At 53.4% G+C, this 18,177-nt stretch carries 20 protein-coding genes; 1 reads left to right on the forward strand and 19 read right to left on the reverse strand.

What is annotated here, in order from left to right; translation table 11 throughout:
* Position 1: 1 nt before the first annotated feature.
* Complete coding sequence (gene cysG / locus QVF11_RS23440) at positions 2-1,375, forward strand: siroheme synthase CysG (protein ID WP_112214758.1); 1,374 nt, start codon at positions 2-4, stop codon at positions 1,373-1,375.
* Positions 1,376-1,414: 39 nt separating this feature from the next.
* On the opposite strand, the gene QVF11_RS23445 is transcribed toward cysG, so the two are convergent.
* The 19 genes from QVF11_RS23445 to QVF11_RS23535 all read right to left on the reverse strand — a co-directional run bounded on the left by QVF11_RS23445 (position 1,415) and on the right by QVF11_RS23535 (position 18,175).
* Positions 1,415-2,503, reverse strand: coding sequence for an aminotransferase class I/II-fold pyridoxal phosphate-dependent enzyme (locus QVF11_RS23445; RefSeq protein WP_287859617.1), 1,089 nt, complete (start codon positions 2,501-2,503; stop codon positions 1,415-1,417).
* 16 nt (positions 2,504-2,519) lie between these two features.
* On the reverse strand, positions 2,520-3,824 hold the full coding sequence (locus QVF11_RS23450; RefSeq protein WP_287859619.1) for a YhfT family protein: 1,305 nt from the start codon (positions 3,822-3,824) through the stop codon (positions 2,520-2,522).
* Between the two features lie 12 nt (positions 3,825-3,836).
* A complete protein-coding gene (locus QVF11_RS23455; RefSeq protein WP_110274970.1) occupies positions 3,837-4,190 on the reverse strand; it encodes a DUF2620 domain-containing protein in 354 nt (117 codons plus the stop codon).
* A gap of 10 nt (positions 4,191-4,200) precedes the next feature.
* Positions 4,201-5,079 (reverse strand): phosphotriesterase-related protein, encoded by an 879-nt coding sequence (locus tag QVF11_RS23460; protein WP_287859622.1) that lies wholly within the window; start codon positions 5,077-5,079, stop codon positions 4,201-4,203.
* On the reverse strand, positions 5,076-6,299 hold the full coding sequence (locus tag QVF11_RS23465) for a phosphopentomutase (protein ID WP_142513315.1): 1,224 nt from the start codon (positions 6,297-6,299) through the stop codon (positions 5,076-5,078). The genes QVF11_RS23460 and QVF11_RS23465 overlap by 4 nt, the downstream gene beginning before the upstream one ends.
* Entirely contained in the window at positions 6,299-7,462 is a 1,164-nt protein-coding gene (locus QVF11_RS23470; protein WP_287859625.1) for a YhfX family PLP-dependent enzyme, read from the reverse strand. The genes QVF11_RS23465 and QVF11_RS23470 overlap by 1 nt, the downstream gene beginning before the upstream one ends.
* Positions 7,463-7,545: 83 nt before the next feature.
* Positions 7,546-7,908 (reverse strand): PRD domain-containing protein, encoded by a 363-nt coding sequence (locus QVF11_RS23475; RefSeq protein WP_142513317.1) that lies wholly within the window; start codon positions 7,906-7,908, stop codon positions 7,546-7,548.
* 16 nt (positions 7,909-7,924) lie between these two features.
* Positions 7,925-8,830 carry a GntR family transcriptional regulator YhfZ gene (yhfZ, locus tag QVF11_RS23480; RefSeq protein WP_287859627.1) on the reverse strand — a complete coding sequence of 302 codons (906 nt, stop codon included), beginning with the start codon at positions 8,828-8,830 and terminating at the stop codon, positions 7,925-7,927.
* Between the two features lie 150 nt (positions 8,831-8,980).
* On the reverse strand, positions 8,981-9,985 hold the full coding sequence (trpS, locus tag QVF11_RS23485) for a tryptophan--tRNA ligase (RefSeq protein ID WP_287859629.1): 1,005 nt from the start codon (positions 9,983-9,985) through the stop codon (positions 8,981-8,983).
* A 3-nt stretch (positions 9,986-9,988) separates the two neighbouring features.
* The gene (gene gph / locus QVF11_RS23490) at positions 9,989-10,738 is read right to left on the reverse strand and encodes a phosphoglycolate phosphatase (RefSeq protein WP_287859632.1); all 750 of its coding nucleotides are present in this window, start codon (positions 10,736-10,738) and stop codon (positions 9,989-9,991) included.
* On the reverse strand, positions 10,731-11,408 hold the full coding sequence (gene rpe / locus QVF11_RS23495) for a ribulose-phosphate 3-epimerase (protein WP_110274962.1): 678 nt from the start codon (positions 11,406-11,408) through the stop codon (positions 10,731-10,733). The genes gph and rpe overlap by 8 nt, the downstream gene beginning before the upstream one ends.
* Before the next feature lie 17 nt (positions 11,409-11,425).
* On the reverse strand, positions 11,426-12,253 hold the full coding sequence (gene dam / locus QVF11_RS23500; protein WP_112214768.1) for an adenine-specific DNA-methyltransferase: 828 nt from the start codon (positions 12,251-12,253) through the stop codon (positions 11,426-11,428).
* A 78-nt stretch (positions 12,254-12,331) separates the two neighbouring features.
* A complete protein-coding gene (gene damX / locus QVF11_RS23505) occupies positions 12,332-13,642 on the reverse strand; it encodes a cell division protein DamX (protein WP_287859636.1) in 1,311 nt (436 codons plus the stop codon).
* 84 nt (positions 13,643-13,726) lie between these two features.
* Positions 13,727-14,821, reverse strand: coding sequence for a 3-dehydroquinate synthase (gene aroB, locus QVF11_RS23510; RefSeq protein ID WP_112214770.1), 1,095 nt, complete (start codon positions 14,819-14,821; stop codon positions 13,727-13,729).
* Positions 14,822-14,875: 54 nt separating this feature from the next.
* Entirely contained in the window at positions 14,876-15,397 is a 522-nt protein-coding gene (gene aroK, locus QVF11_RS23515) for a shikimate kinase AroK (RefSeq protein WP_004106441.1), read from the reverse strand.
* Positions 15,398-15,667: 270 nt separating this feature from the next.
* Positions 15,668-16,909: a DNA uptake porin HofQ gene (hofQ, locus tag QVF11_RS23520; RefSeq protein WP_287859641.1), complete on the reverse strand. Its 1,242-nt coding sequence runs from the start codon at positions 16,907-16,909 to the stop codon at positions 15,668-15,670.
* Complete coding sequence (locus tag QVF11_RS23525) at positions 16,818-17,225, reverse strand: HofP DNA utilization family protein (protein ID WP_142513322.1); 408 nt, start codon at positions 17,223-17,225, stop codon at positions 16,818-16,820. The genes hofQ and QVF11_RS23525 overlap by 92 nt, the downstream gene beginning before the upstream one ends.
* Positions 17,215-17,652 (reverse strand): HofO family protein, encoded by a 438-nt coding sequence (locus QVF11_RS23530; protein ID WP_287859643.1) that lies wholly within the window; start codon positions 17,650-17,652, stop codon positions 17,215-17,217. The genes QVF11_RS23525 and QVF11_RS23530 overlap by 11 nt, the downstream gene beginning before the upstream one ends.
* Positions 17,636-18,175: a PilN domain-containing protein gene (locus QVF11_RS23535; RefSeq protein WP_112214774.1), complete on the reverse strand. Its 540-nt coding sequence runs from the start codon at positions 18,173-18,175 to the stop codon at positions 17,636-17,638. The genes QVF11_RS23530 and QVF11_RS23535 overlap by 17 nt, the downstream gene beginning before the upstream one ends.
* Between the last annotated feature and the right edge of the window lie 2 nt (positions 18,176-18,177).

Here is an 18,177-nt window from a genome sequence, read left to right on the forward strand (position 1 = left end):
CGTGGACCATTTGCCTATATTTTGCCAATTACGCGATCGCGACTGTTTGTTAGTCGGCGGCGGTGATGTTGCCGAACGTAAAGCTCGCCTGTTACTCGACGCGGGAGCCAGATTAACGGTCAACGCGCTGGATTTTGTGCCCCAGTTCCAGGTGTGGGCCGATTCGAACATGCTCACCCTGGTAAAAGGCGAGTTTAACCCTGCTCTGCTGGATAACTGTTGGTTGGCGATTGCTGCTACTGACAACGAACAGGTGAATCAGCAGGTCAGTGAATCATCAGAAGCAAGGCGAATATTTTGCAACGTGGTCGACGCACCTCAGCAGGCCAGCTTTATTATGCCGTCGATTATCGACCGCTCACCATTGATGGTTGCCGTCTCTTCAGGCGGCACCTCACCGGTGCTGGCGCGTCTGCTACGTGAAAAACTGGAGTCAGTTCTGCCGCTTCATTTAGGTCAGTTGGCTCAGTACGCCGGGCAATTACGTTCACGAGTGAAGAAACAGTTTGCGACCGTGAGCGAGCGTCGCCGTTTCTGGGAGAAGCTGTTCGTTAGCGACAGGCTGGCGCAATCGCTGGCGAATGAAGACCGTCAGGCGGTTGCAGATACCACGGAACAGCTACTGACCGAGCCGCTGGATCATCGCGGTGAAGTAGTGCTGGTTGGCGCGGGCCCTGGCGATGCGGGGCTGCTAACCCTCAAAGGATTACAGCAGATCCAGCAGGCCGATGTAGTAGTTTATGATCGTCTGGTTTCCGACGATATAATGAACCTGGTGCGCCGCGACGCCGATCGGGTCTTCGTCGGCAAACGCTCGGGCTACCATTGCGTACCGCAGGAAGAGATTAATCAGATTCTATTGCGCGAAGCCCAGGGCGGAAAACGCGTCGTTCGCCTGAAAGGCGGCGATCCGTTTATCTTTGGCCGCGGCGGTGAAGAACTGGAAACTTTGTGCAGCGCCGGCATTCCTTTCTCAGTCGTCCCAGGTATCACCGCAGCCTCTGGCTGTTCCGCCTATTCCGGTATCCCGCTAACCCATCGCGATTTTGCCCAGGGCGTGCGTCTGGTCACCGGTCACCTTAAGACCGGCGGCGAACTGGACTGGGAAAATCTGGCGGTAGAAAAACAAACCCTGGTGTTTTATATGGGCCTGAATCAGGCTCCTGCCATCAGGGAAAAATTGATTGCTCACGGTATGGCGGCGGATATGCCTGCGGCTATCGTTGAGAACGGCACGGCGGTAACCCAGAAGGTCGTTACCGGCACGTTAGAGCAATTGGATTTGCTGGCTCAGCAGATGGCCAGCCCGGCACTGATTATTGTGGGTCGCGTAGTCGGTCTGCGCGATAAGCTAAACTGGTTCTCCAACCATTAATGACTTCGATCCCGGCGAGTCATTTCGCCGGGATGCGAGTTACTTCACGCCCTCACAGCTTTCCTGCAATATCCTCAACACCGTTTCTTCTCCGCTGCGATTCGGGTTAATACGAATTGCATAGCGCTCGATGCCGGGGTTCGCCTCGCGAAACGTGCCTGAAAGGCGGTAAAAAAGCGGCGGGATCTCATATTTTGATTCCGCACCGACCGGATACGGCAGCGCGCCAAGCCGCTGCGCATTAGCCAATACCTGCTCCGCAATCGGCTGATGAAACTCAACCAGCAGGACCCGGGACTGCGCGTTGGCGATAATCGCCTGTTTAACCTGCGGAATCGCACCCTGATTCAACTGCAGCAGAAGCCGCTCCGTCACCCCCGCCTGCACTGCGTGCATCACTGGAGCGAACACCAGCCCTCGCAGTACTTCCAGCGCCTGCGCCCCCTGAATCTGGCTGCCGCCGGAATACATGCTGGCGCGAATGCGGGCAACGGCGTCAGCACGACCCACTACCGCACCAACGCCTTCCGGACCAAACAGCTTAAAGCAGGAAAATGTCGCCAGCGTCGCACCGCATTCGCAGCCGATATTCGCCACCTTCATCACCGCGTAGTTATCGTCGGTCAGCGTCGGAACATGCTGCTCATTAAGCACAGAGAGCACCTCTGCCAACTGATAGCTATCTTCAGGGCGCTGGCGCGTATGCTGCACCAGCGCCGCATCGGGTCGATGCTGAGCCACCGTCTCTGAGAGCGCCGCCAGATCGTTAAAGTCCACGCGAATTGGCTTTAGTCCCATCTGCTCAATAATCACCGAGGTCGTCGGATAGACCGGCGCATCATGGATTAACAGCGTACCGCCGGGCTTCACTAATGCCGCTATCGCCGCACGAATCGCCCCGGTCCCTGCTCCCTGCACCAACACGGCGGCCTCGGCATGGAACGCATCAGCCAGCACTGCTTCGACGCGCTGCGTGACGCGGGGCTGATTCAGCCCCGACGCCAGACCAAAGTCACCGCCGCGCAGGAAATCGGCCCCAGGAAAATGGCAACAGATAGCATCCACTAGCGCGAACTGCTTATGTTGGGCTTCAACCAGCGACAGACTTTCCAGCGGAAAGGTCTTCATTCACTCACTCCCCGCGTTATGCCGGAATAAATAATCCGAGCCAGAACAGAATATTGAGCACAATACCGGTAATCATCACCGCCACAACCGGCGCGGCCATCTTCTGCACCGGACGACCCAGCGATTCATTGAGGAAATAGAGCGCAGCGGTGATGGTGAAGCCGGTATAGCCCGCCATTTTGATAGCGGCAAAAATAGAACCGACCAGCAGCGCCATCTCCATCAGCATATTCATCGCATTACGGATGTTATCTGACGCATTGCGCACGGAGGGGAAACGACCCAGCCATTTACCAATGGAACGCAGCAGCAGAACTTCAGCTGAAATCACAATCGCTCCCAGCAGCGCAGCAATCCACGGATTCGGCGCCAGATAGCCTACCGCATAGACGAAGGTAAAACCGGCTACCGCATAAACCCCGGTAGCCAGCGCGGTGGTGGCGATCATCGGTACGAAGCCCAAACCACGCATAAACTCTGCCAGCGCCGCCTGATGAATCAGCGTTTGCGACTGCTCCGGCGTCACGCCCGCCGAATACGCTTTTTCCAGAGTAAAGATGGACACTTCGCTACCGGCAAAAATTTTCATGCTGGCGACCGCCGCGATCAGTGCGCCCACAATAGCGATATACGGCAGGTTTTTGATAATCCGCGACGTGCGCTCTTCAAACACCGACATCCCGCTGGCGTCGTGATCCTCGCTGCCGCGATTACGCAGATCCTGAGTAATCGCAATCCCCAACAGCATCACCATACCAACGAAAATCTCAATCGACTCAGGGTTGAGATGCGGGAAGTAGCGGACGATCAGTACGCGCGTAATCAGAACAACAACAGCCGCCAGCAGGCTGCTTTTCCAACCGAACTGGTAGAAAATGGCCACCAATGGGAACAGTGCAAAAGCGGATACTACCGGCGAACTCAATTCGCCCAGCGACCCCAATACATCAACCGGTAGCGCCGTCAGCAGATGATTAACCGGCAGCAGGCAGGTAAGGATCAGAATCCCCCAAACCGCCCCCAGGCCGAAAGCCAAAAGACTATTCGCTGCCAGTACACCAAGGATGTCCGTAGGCAGAAACAGCAGCCAGGCATTCAGCAGCCCGGTTTTCAACGTGAACGAGATCCCAACCGAGGCGACAAAGCCAATACTTAAACCAAATGCGATACTTCCCGCTTCCCGACGATGCATGTTGCCTTCAATCAACTGCGGAAGGATCGGGCGAATACCATCATGAAAAACCGCAGCTGACCGGTGCGCCAGTAACGACGTCATCCCCGTCAGACAAGCCACCACAATGAGTTGAATATAAAGCGCCATAACAGTGCCTTTTTATTTTAAATGGTTGATCAGTAACGGGATCGCATGCTCAATATGTTCAACAGAAAGGCCAAACGCGACTCTTCCTTCCGCCACCATTTTTGCAATCTGATCCTCTTTCGCCTTAATGCCCGGCTTAGCAATAGTGCAACTTTTGTTGAACCCGATAATGGCGATCGCAATGGAAAGTGCCGCGCCAGCACCGGTGTTACACGCGCCAATGTAGTAATCCAGCTGGCCGTTTTTCACCTTCATAGCCGCTTCCATGTCGTTGTAGATGAACACCTCGAAACACCCCGGCGCCGTATTTTCAATCGTTTTTTTAATCAGCTCGCGCTGTAAGCCAGCAACACCAATCTTTTTCATCTCTATGTCCTTACAGGAAAAATTGAGTAGGGTTAGTACGTAACATCAGATCCACATCGGCCTGGCTGAAACCGGCCTGGTAAAGCTGAGGGACAAAGGTAGTCAACAGATAGTCGTAACCGTTGCCACCATTGGCCTTTAAGTGGGAACGGCGGGTGATATCCATCGACAGCATGACGTGATCCAAACGCCCCCTTTCACGCAGGGCGAGCAGCATAGCGATGCGTTTTGCGTCGGGGTAATAATTGTTTTTGCCAATTGTGTCGAACTGAACGTAAGCACCGAGATCGATCATGCGCAAAATATCATCAAGGTTATCTTTCAGGTCGCAATGGCCAATAACCACGCGGGAGAGATCGACGCCGTGCTGTTTCAGCAGTGCAAGCTGTTCCAGCCCCATGGTGCTGAACGAGGTGTGCGTTGAGATAGGTCGTCCGGTCGCGTTATGCGCCAGCGCCGCGGCGCTAAACACTTTGGCCTCCAGATCGGTAATGACCCCTTCACTGGAGCCGATTTCGGCAATAATCCCGGCTTTGAGCAGCGTACCGTCAATACCAATTTCGATCTCATCGATCATCTCCTGCGCCAGTTCCTGTGCTGAACGGGTAGCAACGTGCTCAGGAAAGAAAGCGTGCTGATAATAGCCGGTGCAGGCAATCACGTTGATGCCGGTATCGCGCATCAGATCCAACATAAAGGACGGGTTGCGCCCCATGTAGCGATTGGTCATCTCAACAATATTGCGCACGCCGAGGTGCATTAAATCGCGCATCTCGTTACGAATCAGTTCGTATTGATCCAAGCGGCAATCGATGTTGCCTTTAAAGCCGGACAAATCGATGTGCAAATGCTCATGTGCATAGGTATAACCAGAGCTATCAATCATCATTGTGTATTCCTTGCGGGCAGTAAAAGCGAAAGGAAAGAGTGTCCATTCTCCGGGGCATGTGCACCGAAAAAGTCGCAAACGGTGGCCCCGACATCCGACAAGGTGCGCCGGGTCCCGAGCTGCGCAGAGGATTGTCCTGGTGACCACACCAGCAGAGGTACCTTCTCACGCGTATGTTTGCTATGGCCTATCGTCGGATCGTTACCGTGGTCGGCCATCACCACCAGGCAATCATCCGGGCGCATATCCGCCATCAGCAGGGCTAGCTGCTCATCGACCAGTTCCAGCCTGTCGACATAGCGCTTCACATCTTCAGCATGACCCGCCAGATCGGTTTCCTGGATATTGGTGCAGATAAATGCCGTCTCCCGGCGGTTAAACTCCGCCCGGGTGATCTCCATAATCTGCTGGCTATCGACCAGATTTTCCCAGCTGATGCCATGGGGATTGCTAACGATATCAGCGACCTTGCCAACGAGTACCGTCGGTACGTCAACCGCAAACAGCTGGGCAGGAACCTGCACCTGTTCATCGACGCCGTAGCCCATATGCACAACCTGAAATCCCTGCTTATAGGCTCCCGAGCGCGGCGCGTTGATGCCGATATAGCCGCCCTCTTTTTCTTCCACAGCATCAAAGATGTTCTGCGTACTGGTGATACCGCCAAAGGCAATAACGCGTCCCACTGAGGCCTGTTCACGTACCGTCCGGCCGATGGCCTTCACCTCAGCAAAGCTTTTTTCACTCAGGTTGCCGGTAATGTTGTAAACCTGCCCCAAATCGGCTTCGAGGTTATCGCCAACCGCCACCGCACCGTCCACCAATAGCCAAAACGGACCTTTGCCGTGGCGCTCTGTTTGATGTCCGGCGGCAAGCAGCGCGGCTTCAACTTTATCGATGACATCATTAAACGGCATCCGTAGTGGAGTCCGGGGTTTAGTCCCTAAAATCTCCTGATGTCCCATAAAGGTATCGCCACCCTCATGCTCAAGTTCTGCGGTTCCCCATACGGCATCTTCAGAAGGCTGCATCACACCTGGGGCAAAACCGAGGGCGTTTATCAGGCCCAGTTTTTCCAGCGTCGGCAGACGCAGCGCGGGAAAACGCTGCAAGATATGTCCACAGGTATTCGCACCGATATCCTGCGGCCTCACTTCGGGAACATCGGCCATTGCGCCGACGCCAAAGCTGTCTATCACCAACACCACAAATCGCGCCATTAGTCCTCCAGTACGTTGCCAAGGCTGTCGTAGCGAGCAACGATTTCAGGGTTACCGCTTTGCATACCCGCAACCAACACCACGTCGCTACGGGTAACGAAAATCTGTGTGCGGAAACAGAAGATTGCTGCGCTGCCGATCGGGAACTCACCTTCCAGCGGCAGGTAGTAATCAATGCTGCTGTCATCTACCGCGTTAAGCTGCGTCAGTTGGGCGTTTTCGCTGGCCGGAGTGAATACCAGCGCATGCTTAGCATGACCACGCCGATAATAGCCGCCGCCGTAGCAATAGCTTTGCCCAGCAAAATGGTGGGAAATTTCACTCAGCCACAGCATGGCAACACGCTCCGGTTGATCTCCCTGCTGGTTGGCGGGGATGGTACCGGTCAGCGCATGCCCCGGCTCAGCGTGGGTGACGCCAAACTCCGCCAGTAGCGGCAGAGAACTGCAACTGGTTGCCGAAGGCGCATTCAGTTGCTGAACCGTCACGCCGAGACTTTCGAGCTTGTCTCTCGCGGCGAGCAGAGAGCGCAAATTCGGCGTGGGCAGAATTTTTTCCTGTTCGTCATCCCACAGCAGGCAAGGGAAGTGGGTGAGCCCGGTCAGTTCAATGCCCGGCAGGCTTTGAAGATGAGCCACCACGTTGTCCAGTTCAGCCAACGCGAATCCGCTCTCCTGTCCCGGATAGAGGAAATCGCTCTCGCCATAAACCTTAAGCATGACCGCCTGCGTCCGACCGCTTGCTTCCGCTGCCGCCGAGACTTCACGCGCTTTCTCCAGAGAGAACAGGGTGATCACTTCGGTGCCCTGCTCCACCGCTCCCGCCACCTGCGCGGAAGGAATCTGCACCAGATGGCCCTGATGGGAAACAGGCAAACCGGCACGGCGCATCACCCGACTCTCTTTGTAATCCACAACAACAATGCCCTGATACCCCAGCGCCAACAGCTTTTCTGCCAGCCACGGATTTCGACCAATCTGCTTGGTCATCAAGTACAGGCTGATTCCATATTGCTGCGCGGTCTTCAGCAGCAGCTTGCCATTTTCCAGCACCTGATCGACATCAATAACCCAGCTATCCGGGGCGATACGCCCTTGCTGCCAGAAGCGAAGCGCCGCCGCAATCAGCGCCGGGTTCTGCCGTTGTAATGCTTTAATAAACATTTAGTTGCCTCTGCTTTTATTCCTTTTTTAAATATTCATTTTTTTGAATATTTAAGTCGCATAGCGCCAATTCCCAATATTCTTCACACGGCCTGCTGCGCCGCTCCCCACAACCCATACCAGTTAGCCAGCAAATAGCCTGTTTCATTAGCATGTAGAGTGACGTCAAATTCCTGTAACAGCGCCTGATGCAATTGATGAATCTCATCCCAATGCGCCGAACTGGTTATCTCCGCCATAAACTCCTCATCCAACGGCTCAATAACCTCACCGCGGCGGCTGCGCATCAGCGCATTTGCCATATGAGTAATTGCGATTTCCCCCTGCTCGCTAAAGACGGGAAGATGCCACTTCTCGTCCAGTTGGTGGACGACCTGCATCATTCCGCGACAAATATCCTGGTCGATAATCCCTGCCTCACACAGCAAGTTGAGCCTGTTTTCCATAGTCACTGCCTTAATGTTAATAGCTTGGCTCTTGCTCTCCACTCACCACCCGTTGTTGATGAGCTAATAGCGCCTGTTTATCTACAACCGCACGCAGCAGATGCTGAATCGGGTAGTCATCGCTCCTCGCCAGCACCACAGCCTCCGTCGCCAGCAAAAAACGCGGATCGCCCCTTAGCGGCAGGGCTTCCAACCCCAGCATCGTCAGCTCATCACCAGCCGCGACGTTCCAGATAACGGCATCAATCTCACCCTTTGCAATACGGCTCAGGCTCTCGTGGTAAGAGAGATAAACGCGTTCCACATCGCGATCGGCAAAATAAATTTCGGTCATGATTTTCTGGTCCGGCGAGCGGTTATCCAGACCAATCCGCCGAACGCTGGCAATTTCACCTTTCCGGCAAATCAGCTGGTGCTCACCGACATAGGTGTGCGGCCCAAGGGCCATTACCATCCGCAGCCCGCTCTGCGTTAAATAACTTTCTGCCGCGAGGCGCGAAACCACCGCCATGTCGTAAACGCCGTTAAGTAAGCACTCCACACGAATGTCCGCGCCACGCATATGCGCATAGTAAAAAGGAATACCTTCAAACTGCGCTTTCAGTCCACTCGCCAGCCCCTCATACAATCGCGTATAGGGCAGAGGCATTGCGCAAACGACGTTGGTGATATCGATATGCGCCAATAGGGCCTTGTTATCCATCTCAACCAAGTAACTTCCGTTGCGCCCGCGGCGTTCAATACGAATGGCCCCGGAAGACTCCAGCGTTTTTAGCGCCGCCTGAGTCAGCCCAACGGAAGAGCCGCATTCACCCGCTAACTCATCAATCGTTTTCAGGCGATTACCGCACTGCTCGCCCAGCAAATAACGAGCCAGGGTCGTTAGTGCCATGCCCTCTTTTTTAATGAATGTCCGACGCATCTATAATCTTCACTAAATTGAATATTTATATCTTCACTAAACTGAAGATAATTAACAAGGAGCAAATAATCAAATCACGACAGCTATCACAAATTAAAAAGCCGGATGCATTGCACCCGGCTTTGAATATGACGGCAACCATCAGATAGATTAAGGCTTAGCGACGAAACCAATCGCTTCGTAGACCGCTTTCAGGGTAACAGAAGCGCGAGCGCTGGCTTTCTCCGCCCCCTCTTTCATCACCTGATTCAGGAAAGCTTCATCGCCGCGAAAACGGTTATAGCGTTCCTGCAGTTCGGTCAGCATACCGGATACCGCATCGGCGACTTCGCCTTTCAGGTGGCCGTACATTTTGCCTTCAAAGTGCTGCTCCAGCTCAGGGATGCTCTGCCCCGTCACGCCAGAGAGGATATCCAGCAGGTTGGAAACACCCGCTTTGTCCTGGATGTCGTAGCGCACAACTGGTGGCTCGTCGGAATCAGTCACCGCACGTTTGATCTTCTTCACTACCGATTTCGGGTCTTCCAGCAGGCCGATCACGTTGTTACGGTTATCGTCTGACTTGGACATCTTTTTGGTCGGCTCCAGCAGCGACATCACGCGTGCGCCAGATTTCGGAATAAACGGCTTAGGGACTTTAAACACATCGCCATAAATAGCGTTGAAGCGCTGGGCAATATCGCGGCTCAGTTCCAGATGCTGTTTCTGGTCTTCACCGACCGGAACCTGATTGGTCTGATACAGCAGGATGTCGGCAGCCATCAACACCGGGTAGTCAAACAGGCCGGCGTTAATGTTTTCGGCGTAGCGTGATGACTTGTCTTTGAACTGAGTCATACGGCTCAGTTCGCCGAAATAGGTGTAGCAGTTCAGCGCCCAGCCCAGTTGCGCATGCTCTGGCACGTGGGACTGAACAAAAATGGTGCTTTTCTTCGGGTCAATACCACAGGCCAGGTATAGCGCGAGCGTATCCAGCGTCGCCTTACGCAGCTGTTGTGGATCCTGGCGGACGGTAATCGCATGCTGGTCAACGATGCAGTAAATGCAGTGGTAATCGTCCTGCATGTTTACCCATTGACGCAGCGCACCCATGTAGTTGCCAATGGTCAATTCACCTGAGGGCTGTGCGCCACTAAAAACGATGGGCTTAGTCATTTTCTATTCCTGAGTTTCACTGTACGGTAGCCCGAAAGCGGGCAAGAGTTCATTAAATTGGTCAAAGATATAATCCGGCTCACTCAGCGAAATGGACTCGCCATAGTTGTAGCCATATGTCAGACCGATTGAGTAGCAGCCTGCGGCTTTCGCAGCCTGGATATCATTGCGTGAGTCACCAACGAACAGCAGCTCAGCAGGCGTCAGCCCCAGTTTTTTCGCGACCAGAAGCAGCGGATCCGGGTGTGGTTTCTTGTTTTTTACATCATCACCGCCAATCACGACGGTAAAATATTTGCCGATGTCCAGCGCATCCAGAATAGGCGCGACAAACGGCGTTGGCTTGTTGGTTACCAGCGCTAACGGCAGGCCCTTTGTGTGCAGCGCGCCGAGCGTATCGGCAACCGCCGGGAACAAAAAGCTCCCCTCTTCGGCCACTTCTGCATAGTAGCGATCGAACAGCTTACGCAAAACCGTCAACTGCTCAGCCTGGGGGATATCGTCATGATCAACAGAAGGTTTGCCCTGCGAGGCGCGCAGCGTTGCGCGTTCCTGGCGAGCCCAGGTCAGAGCACGCTCCATCAGAACATCAGCTCCGTTGCCAATCCAGGTGATGACACGTGCTTCCCCGGCCATCGGCAGCTCCAGGGCATAAAGTGCGTTATCGACGGCAGCAGTCAGACCCGGCGCGCTGTCCACCAGCGTGCCGTCAAGGTCAAACGCTACGCCGCGAATGGTTTGCAACTTATCCATGGCTAACCTTCGCTAATTCGCTGCGCATTTGATCAACCACTTTTTTATAGTCCGGCTGATCGAAAATCGCCGACCCGGCAACAAACATATCCGCACCGGCCGCGGCAATCTCAGCAATATTGTTCACTTTCACGCCGCCATCAACTTCCAGACGAATATCGTAGCCAGATTCATCAATGCGACGACGGACTTCACGCAGTTTATCAAGGGTGTGCGGTATAAAAGACTGGCCGCCAAAGCCTGGGTTCACCGACATCAGCAGAATGACGTCCAGTTTATCCATTACGTAATCGAGATAGCTCAGGGACGTGGCTGGGTTAAACACCAGTCCGGCTTTACAGCCATTCTCTTTAATGAGTTGTAAAGTACGATCGACGTGCTCAGAAGCTTCCGGGTGGAAAGTAATGATGCTAGCGCCCGCAGCAGCAAAATCAGGGATGATGCGGTCAACAGGCTTGACCATCAAATGCACATCAATCGGCGCGGTGATACCGTAATTTCGCAGCGATTTCAGTACCATTGGACCGATGGTCAGATTCGGCACATAGTGGTTGTCCATTACGTCAAAGTGCACAACATCTGCACCTGCGGCCAACACGTTGGCGGTATCTTCACCCAAACGGGCAAAATCAGCCGACAGAATCGAAGGGGCAATCAAATACTGCTTCATCCGCATCTCCTTGAAATTTATTTGGTCTTGGGCGGACGGTACAGAGCCAGAAGCTCGTCCACCTTCTTACGTGTACCACCGTTACTGCTGATGCTGCGTCGAACCTTCACAATATGCATCTCAGCGGCATTTTTATACCACTCCTGAGTGAGCGGCGTGCGATGGTTTGAGATAAGCACAGGAATACGCTTTTTCACCAGCGATTCCGCCTTTTTTGCCAGCAACTCCTGCTGTTCCTGGCTAAAGCTATTCGTATGATAGGCCGTAAAATTCGCCGTTGACGACAGCGGCGCATAGGGTGGATCGCAATAAACAACAGAGCTGTTATCAGCTCGCTTCATACAGTCTTCATAAGATTCACAATGAAACTCTGCATGCTGTGCTTTCTCAGCGAAGTGGTGCAACTCGGCCTCTGGAAAGTAGGGCTTTTTATAGCGGCCAAACGGCACATTAAACTCACCGCGCAGGTTGTAACGACACAGACCATTGTAGCCATGACGGTTCAGATAAAGGAACAGCACCGCGCGACGCAGCGGTTCCTGGCTTTGGTTGAACTCATCACGGAACTGGTAGTAACGTTCAGCGGCGTTATTTTCTGGCGTGAACATCTCACGCGCCGCCGTAACGTACTCATCGGTTTGCAGTTTGACTATGTTATACAGACTAATCAAATCACTATTGATATCAGCAAGGATATAACGAGAAAAGTCGGTATTAAGAAATACCGACCCGGCGCCCACAAAGGGCTCAATCAAGCAATCGCCCTGCGGCAAATGCTTTTTAATATCATCAAGCAGGGGGTATTTCCCCCCTGCCCATTTCAGAAAAGCGCGATTCTTTTTCATGCTGCCTAACTAATTACACATTCTCCGGCTGTGGAGAAAGCTCCGACAGCATCCAGCGCTTCAGACTACACAGCAGCATTATTTCAGGTCAGACTGGACCTGATGCAGCGGTTTTGCCCACGGGTTTTTCGCCTGTACATCTGCCGGCAGAGTCGCAACAGCGCGTTTAGCTTCATCTTTCGAAGCATAAATACCGCTCACCAGAACATACCAGGGTTGGCCGTTACGCGTAGTCTCATAGACAACATATTTTTCCAACTTCTCTTTCTTCGCCCAACTGTTGAGGTTGTTGTAGTTAGAGGAGCTGCTGAGCTGCAACGTGTAGTGCCCAGATGGCGCGGACTTCATAGAGCCAACATCACCAGTGCTTTTACTCGCAGCAGCAGTCGCTGCCGGAGCTGCGGTTGCCGTAGCAGTCGCGGCAGGCGTGGTAGTAGTAGCCGTTGGCTGCGCAGGTTTAGTCTGTGCAGTTGCAACAGGTTTCGTCGGCTGAGCTGGTGTCGCTTTCGCCGGAGCCGTAGTCGCAACGCTTTCTACACGCTTCGGCTGGACTGGAGTCGGTTTAGGCTCGGCAGTCGTTTTCGCGGTGGCCTGCGGTTTTGGTTCGATAACCGTATGCTTACGCTCAGCTGGACGCGGTGTCGGTGTCGCCGCCGTCTGACGTTCCGTTGTCGCCTGGCGCGGGGCAGCACCATTACGAAGCGGAGCAACGGTAGCTGGTTCAGTTGGCAGAGTGGAATTCGCCACGGCACTATCAATCTGGCCCTGCTGCTGAGTCAGCGCATTGTTCAGGTCACCCTGAACTTCAACACGTTGCTGTCCCTGCGGCTCAGCAGTTGCTTGACCCTGAGTCGGGTTAGAGGCAATTGGCGGCAAAGAGACATCCTGCGGCTGTGAATTATTCGTCGCTGATGAATCCTGAGCTGTCGGCTGGGCATTATTATCCTGATCGCCGGATAAGCTAACGCTCTTCTCACCGGAAGCCGTTTGCTCACCAGATGAAGAGGAAGGTGATTTCAGCGCAGATCCGACGCCAACAATCAGCAGGAGAAGGACGAGGATCCCTACACCCATCATGATGTACTGACGGGAAGCAGGTTTGGCCGGCGCCTTCTTACGTTTACGCGGACGACGTTCAACCTGACGCTCTTCGGCATCGTCTTCGTCAGACTCTACGTCATCTTCATATTGTTCTTCATATTGTTCTTCATCGCGCTCACGGCGTGCTTTGCTACCGCGCGTCGGGCGACCATCGTCAGCATCATCAAGATCGACATCATCAAAATTGATTTGCGGATCGGCATCGCGCTCAGAAGACTGACGGGAACGACCAGCACGACGATCGTTGCGATCGGCTTTCATATCGTCTTCTGGTTTTAATTCATCCATTTAACACCCCACTAAAAGGCTTATGCTCACGACTATTGCATGTCACCTGAAATGATAACGCCGCGCGAACGCGGCCAGACCTTCTTATTGTTGCGCCTGCTGGGTATCAGCAATTGCGTCAAGAACAACATCATGCGGCACTCCGCCACGTATCTCGCTTTTCCCTATTGCGAGCGGTAGCACCAGCCGCATCTCGCCAGCCAGTACCTTTTTATCACGCATCATGTGAGGCAAATAGGCGTCTGCCGCCATCTCCAGCGGCCCATGCACCGGTAAACCAGCACGCTGCAACAAACGAATAACTCGCTGCGTATCCTGTGCACTGAACTGCCCTAAACGCTCGGACACATGCGCCGCCATCACCATACCGGCAGCCACAGCTTCACCATGCAGCCAGTTACCGTAGCCCATTTCAGCTTCGATCGCATGACCAAAAGTATGTCCAAGATTGAGTAAAGCACGTAACCCGGTTTCGCGCTCGTCGGCCGCGACTACTTCAGCTTTCAGCTCACAACAACGACGGATACAGTACGCCATCGCTTTTTCATCCAGCGCCATCAGCGCATCAATGTTGTTTTCCAGCCAATCGAAGAATTCGCCATCGAGGATAATGCCGTACTTTATGACTTCAGCCAGACCGGAGGACAGTTCGCGCGTCGGTAGTGTCTTGAGACAGTTGAGATCGACAACGACAGAAACTGGCTGCCAGAAGGCGCCAATCATATTTTTACCGAGAGGATGGTTTACAGCCGTTTTGCCGCCAACGGAGGAATCAACCTGCGACAACAGCGTAGTAGGGACCTGGATAAATCGCACGCCACGCTGATAGCTGGCCGCGGCAAATCCAGTTAAATCACCGATCACCCCACCGCCGAGCGCCACTAACGTCGTGTCGCGGCCGTGTGGTTTTTGCAACAGAGCGGTAAAAACAGTATCCATCACCGCCAGGCTTTTATACTGCTCACCGTCGGGAAGAATCACGCTGTCGACTTTTACTCCCGCTTGCTCCAGTACGGAACGAACGGTATCCAGATAAAGCGGCGCCAGCGTTTCATTGGTGACCAGCATAACCTGGTCGCCTGATTGCAGTGGCTGGAAGGAAGCTGGATCGTTAAACAAACCAGCCGCGATGGTAATCGGGTAACTACGTTCCCCGAGGGTTACAGTAAGCCTCTCCATAACGCGACGTCCACCTCAGTTGCTTTTACTCTGACGCACTTTATTAAGCCAGAATCAGTTGCTTTCCAGCATATGAATAATCTGGTTTGCTACCACTTTTGCGCTTTGATCGTCGGTGCGGATAGTGACATCAGCAATCTCTTCATACAGCGGATTGCGTTCATCTGCCAACGCTTCAAGAACTTCGCGAGGCGGCGCATCAACTTGTAATAAAGGACGCTTTTTATCGCGCTGTGTACGGGCAAGCTGCTTTTCGATAGTTGTTTCCAGGTAGACCACCACGCCGCGGGCGGAGAGACGGTTACGCGTTTCACGGGATTTTACAGAGCCGCCGCCAGTCGCCAGCACAATTCCCTGTTTTTCCGTCAACTCATTGATGATTTTTTCTTCACGATCGCGGAAGCCGTCTTCGCCTTCTACATCAAAGACCCAACCCACATCAGCGCCAGTGCGTTTCTCAATTTCTTGATCAGAATCGTAAAATTCCATGTTGAGCTGTTGGGCTAACTGGCGCCCAATAGTGCTTTTGCCGGCACCCATAGGCCCAACCAGAAAGATATTGCGTTTCTCTGCCATTTTTTTGGTACTACTAAGACTATTCGTTAATGATAAACCCGCTTCGCAAAGATCCAACGCAGCAGGACATGAACTGAAACCTCATATGCAATAGAGCGAGAGTCAGACTGAAAATTATCTCAATACTCCGGCTGGTTTGGCAACAGAATAAATCACCGGACAATATAAGGGAGGATTGATGTCGTACCCGACTCTCAAATCGGTACCCCTTGTATGCTAAATCCGTCCTCACGTCAAACACCTGAAATGTGTTTAGCATGAAAAAACCGCTTAATTCACTGCCAGTATACGTGGAGTAATGAAGACAACCAGTTCACGTCGTTCGTTATCTTTGCCGTCACGGCGAAATAATTGCCCAAGCCATGGGATGTCGCTAAGTAGGGGAATACCATCGCGAGAAGATTTATTTTTTTGCGAAAAAATTCCTCCCAAGGCCAGGGTCTCACCGCTTTTCACTTCGACCTGTGTTTCAATTTCCTGTTTATCGATAGCCAGCGCTTCGCCATTTTCCTGTTTAAGAATTTGTCCTGGCGTGTTTTCGCTAATTCTGAGTTTTAAACGCACCCGATTTTGCTGTAGCACCGTCGGCGTAACCTCCATCCCCAACACTGCCTCTTTAAACTCAACGGAAGTTGCACCGCTTTCACCACTAGAAACCTGATAAGGAATCTCACTCCCCTGTTTGATGCTAGCGGGCTGCATATGTGAAGCCAGCAGTCGTGGACTGGCGATAATTTGTACCTGCTGCTTTTTCTCAAGAGCGGAAAGCTCCAGTTCTAATAGCCGCCCGTTAATACGCCCGATATTGAATCCCACTCGCGTACTGGCATCGCCGACCGCCAGGTTGCTGCTTAAGGTGGTGAATTTACCCGATCCTGGCGGACTGCTGGCTTCGGCCAGGTTCCACTTCACCCCCAGCTCGCGCAGGCTGGTTTCGCTCATTGAGACAATATGCGCCGCCAGCTCTACCTGACCGACAGGCAAGTCCATCTCCAGCGCCCATGCTTTCAAGACAGGGATATGCTGGACATCATCACGAATTAGCAGACGATTGGTTCGTGTATCGACGGTGAGATGTCCGCGAGCGCTCAGCAATTTCTCTCCGGCTTTAGCGAGATCCCCCGCATCAGCATAACGCAAGGCCACACTGTGATCCTGTAGAGGGAGATTCTGTAAACGTTTATCTCTTTCCGCTTCAAGCTGCACCTGTCGCGCATTTTGCCAGGCAAGGGTGTGAACATACAGCACCGTACCTTGTTGGGTTAACGTCAGCCCGGCACTATCGATTACGGAACGCAGCGCTTGTTGCCAGGGGACATTTTTTAGATGTAGCGATACCGTACCGCTGACGCCCGGTGCCACTACCAGGTTTTTCTGTTTAAGTTCCGCCAGAGTTTGTAATACTTGAGCTACCGGTGCGTCATCGACGACCAGCGACACGGGTTGATCTTTTTTTGCCGCCATTACCATCAGTGGCAACAGCAGAAACAGCAGGCTTATCCATCGCATCATTTTTTATTCCTTCACGCTGCCAGGCCCACTGGGCGGGTTCACATCCTGGTCCCGTAGTTATTTCAATTCTCTGCGCCGTCAGGAGCGTGATTCGCCAGTTTGTCGGCAACGTTTCATCCACTCTTACTCGACGCCACTTCCCGGCGCTGTCCTGCAAAATGCCAATATGCAATTGCGGATCGCTGATAGCTCCACCGTAGCGCCATTGGCTCAATTGTGCCGTTCGACAGCCATCAACCGCAGGCTGGAATGGATCGCGTCCTCCAGCCATCAGCGGGAGCGGCAGCAAAAGTAAACTCCACCACTTACTCTGCATCTTGCGCCTCCAGCTGCAGGGTCAGCTGCAGGGTCTGCTTTTCCGGGTGCAGTGAAAATGCCGTAGCCTGCATCCCGCAACGTGCCAGCCAGGAAAACAGCGCGGGTACCGATTGCCAGTTAACCTCCAGCAGCATCTCACCACCCCGCCCAACTGGCCGCCAGGATACAAGTACCGCTCCGACGACTGGCAGATCAAGCGGCGTAAAGGTTTCGGTTTTCGCTTCGTCCGTTCTGGTACTGTTCAGCGCAGCCTGTAGCGGCAACAGTTTTCGCCATTGTTCTTGTATTCGCAGCGAGCCGCCAGAGTGTATTTTTGGCGGCGAGGTTTGTAGCCACATAAAAGCCCCTACGATGAGAGCTAAAACGATGGACAGCACGAACAGAATTTTGCCGTCCGTTAGCCAGCTCTCAGTGTTCACCCGCATCTGTGCGCTCTCCCGCCATAGAAAAGCTAAACAACCAGCGCCCTTCGCTATCTCGATGGGTTTCACCCGCTTTGGCCGGATGAAAGCCGCTAATGCCTTCCAGCGCTTTTTCCAGGGTTGTTAATGCTTTCAGGTTTAACGTCAGCCCGCCAAGCGTGAGCGCATTTTGTCGATATTCCAGACGGGTGAGCCAGGCCTGCTCCGGTAAGCGGGCAGCGACCTCCAGCAATCTTGGCTGCCATGCTGCGGTTATCTCTCGGCGCTGCTGGCGCTGACGGAGCCGTTTGTACTGCTGTAATCGTTGACGCATAACACGCTCACGCTGCTGGAACGCGTTATAAAGCTGGCTTTCGGCACTCGCTCTCTCCGCCTCAAGCGAGTGACTGACCCGGCTGTTCATTCGTGATGCGAACCACGCCATAAGCAGAACAAGCAGGAACCCGACGAGTAATAATCCTCCCGAACGCAGACGCTGCCGTCGACGGGTTTCACGCCAGGGAAGAAAGTTAACAATCTGGCTCATCG

It is taken from the genome of Klebsiella sp., from assembly GCF_027492335.1.
Taxonomy (GTDB): Bacteria; Pseudomonadota; Gammaproteobacteria; order Enterobacterales; family Enterobacteriaceae; genus Klebsiella; species Klebsiella huaxiensis.

Excerpts from the sequence above, each read along its gene's own strand:
- QVF11_RS23445 (WP_287859617.1), bottom strand. The coding sequence starts at position 2,503 with ATGAAGACCTTTCCGCTGGAAAGTCTGTCGCTGGTTGAAGCCCAACAT.
- QVF11_RS23450 (WP_287859619.1), bottom strand. The coding sequence starts at position 3,824 with ATGGCGCTTTATATTCAACTCATTGTGGTGGCTTGTCTGACGGGGATG.
- QVF11_RS23455 (WP_110274970.1), bottom strand. The coding sequence starts at position 4,190 with ATGAAAAAGATTGGTGTTGCTGGCTTACAGCGCGAGCTGATTAAAAAA.
- QVF11_RS23460 (WP_287859622.1), bottom strand. The coding sequence starts at position 5,079 with ATGATGATTGATAGCTCTGGTTATACCTATGCACATGAGCATTTGCAC.
- QVF11_RS23465 (WP_142513315.1), bottom strand. The coding sequence starts at position 6,299 with ATGGCGCGATTTGTGGTGTTGGTGATAGACAGCTTTGGCGTCGGCGCA.
- QVF11_RS23470 (WP_287859625.1), bottom strand. The coding sequence starts at position 7,462 with ATGTTTATTAAAGCATTACAACGGCAGAACCCGGCGCTGATTGCGGCG.
- QVF11_RS23475 (WP_142513317.1), bottom strand. The coding sequence starts at position 7,908 with ATGGAAAACAGGCTCAACTTGCTGTGTGAGGCAGGGATTATCGACCAG.
- yhfZ (WP_287859627.1), bottom strand. The coding sequence starts at position 8,830 with ATGCGTCGGACATTCATTAAAAAAGAGGGCATGGCACTAACGACCCTG.
- trpS (WP_287859629.1), bottom strand. The coding sequence starts at position 9,985 with ATGACTAAGCCCATCGTTTTTAGTGGCGCACAGCCCTCAGGTGAATTG.
- gph (WP_287859632.1), bottom strand. The coding sequence starts at position 10,738 with ATGGATAAGTTGCAAACCATTCGCGGCGTAGCGTTTGACCTTGACGGC.
- rpe (WP_110274962.1), bottom strand. The coding sequence starts at position 11,408 with ATGAAGCAGTATTTGATTGCCCCTTCGATTCTGTCGGCTGATTTTGCC.
- dam (WP_112214768.1), bottom strand. The coding sequence starts at position 12,253 with ATGAAAAAGAATCGCGCTTTTCTGAAATGGGCAGGGGGGAAATACCCC.
- damX (WP_287859636.1), bottom strand. The coding sequence starts at position 13,642 with ATGGATGAATTAAAACCAGAAGACGATATGAAAGCCGATCGCAACGAT.
- aroB (WP_112214770.1), bottom strand. The coding sequence starts at position 14,821 with ATGGAGAGGCTTACTGTAACCCTCGGGGAACGTAGTTACCCGATTACC.
- aroK (WP_004106441.1), bottom strand. The coding sequence starts at position 15,397 with ATGGCAGAGAAACGCAATATCTTTCTGGTTGGGCCTATGGGTGCCGGC.
- hofQ (WP_287859641.1), bottom strand. The coding sequence starts at position 16,909 with ATGATGCGATGGATAAGCCTGCTGTTTCTGCTGTTGCCACTGATGGTA.
- QVF11_RS23525 (WP_142513322.1), bottom strand. The coding sequence starts at position 17,225 with ATGCAGAGTAAGTGGTGGAGTTTACTTTTGCTGCCGCTCCCGCTGATG.
- QVF11_RS23530 (WP_287859643.1), bottom strand. The coding sequence starts at position 17,652 with ATGCGGGTGAACACTGAGAGCTGGCTAACGGACGGCAAAATTCTGTTC.
- QVF11_RS23535 (WP_112214774.1), bottom strand. The coding sequence starts at position 18,175 with ATGAGCCAGATTGTTAACTTTCTTCCCTGGCGTGAAACCCGTCGACGG.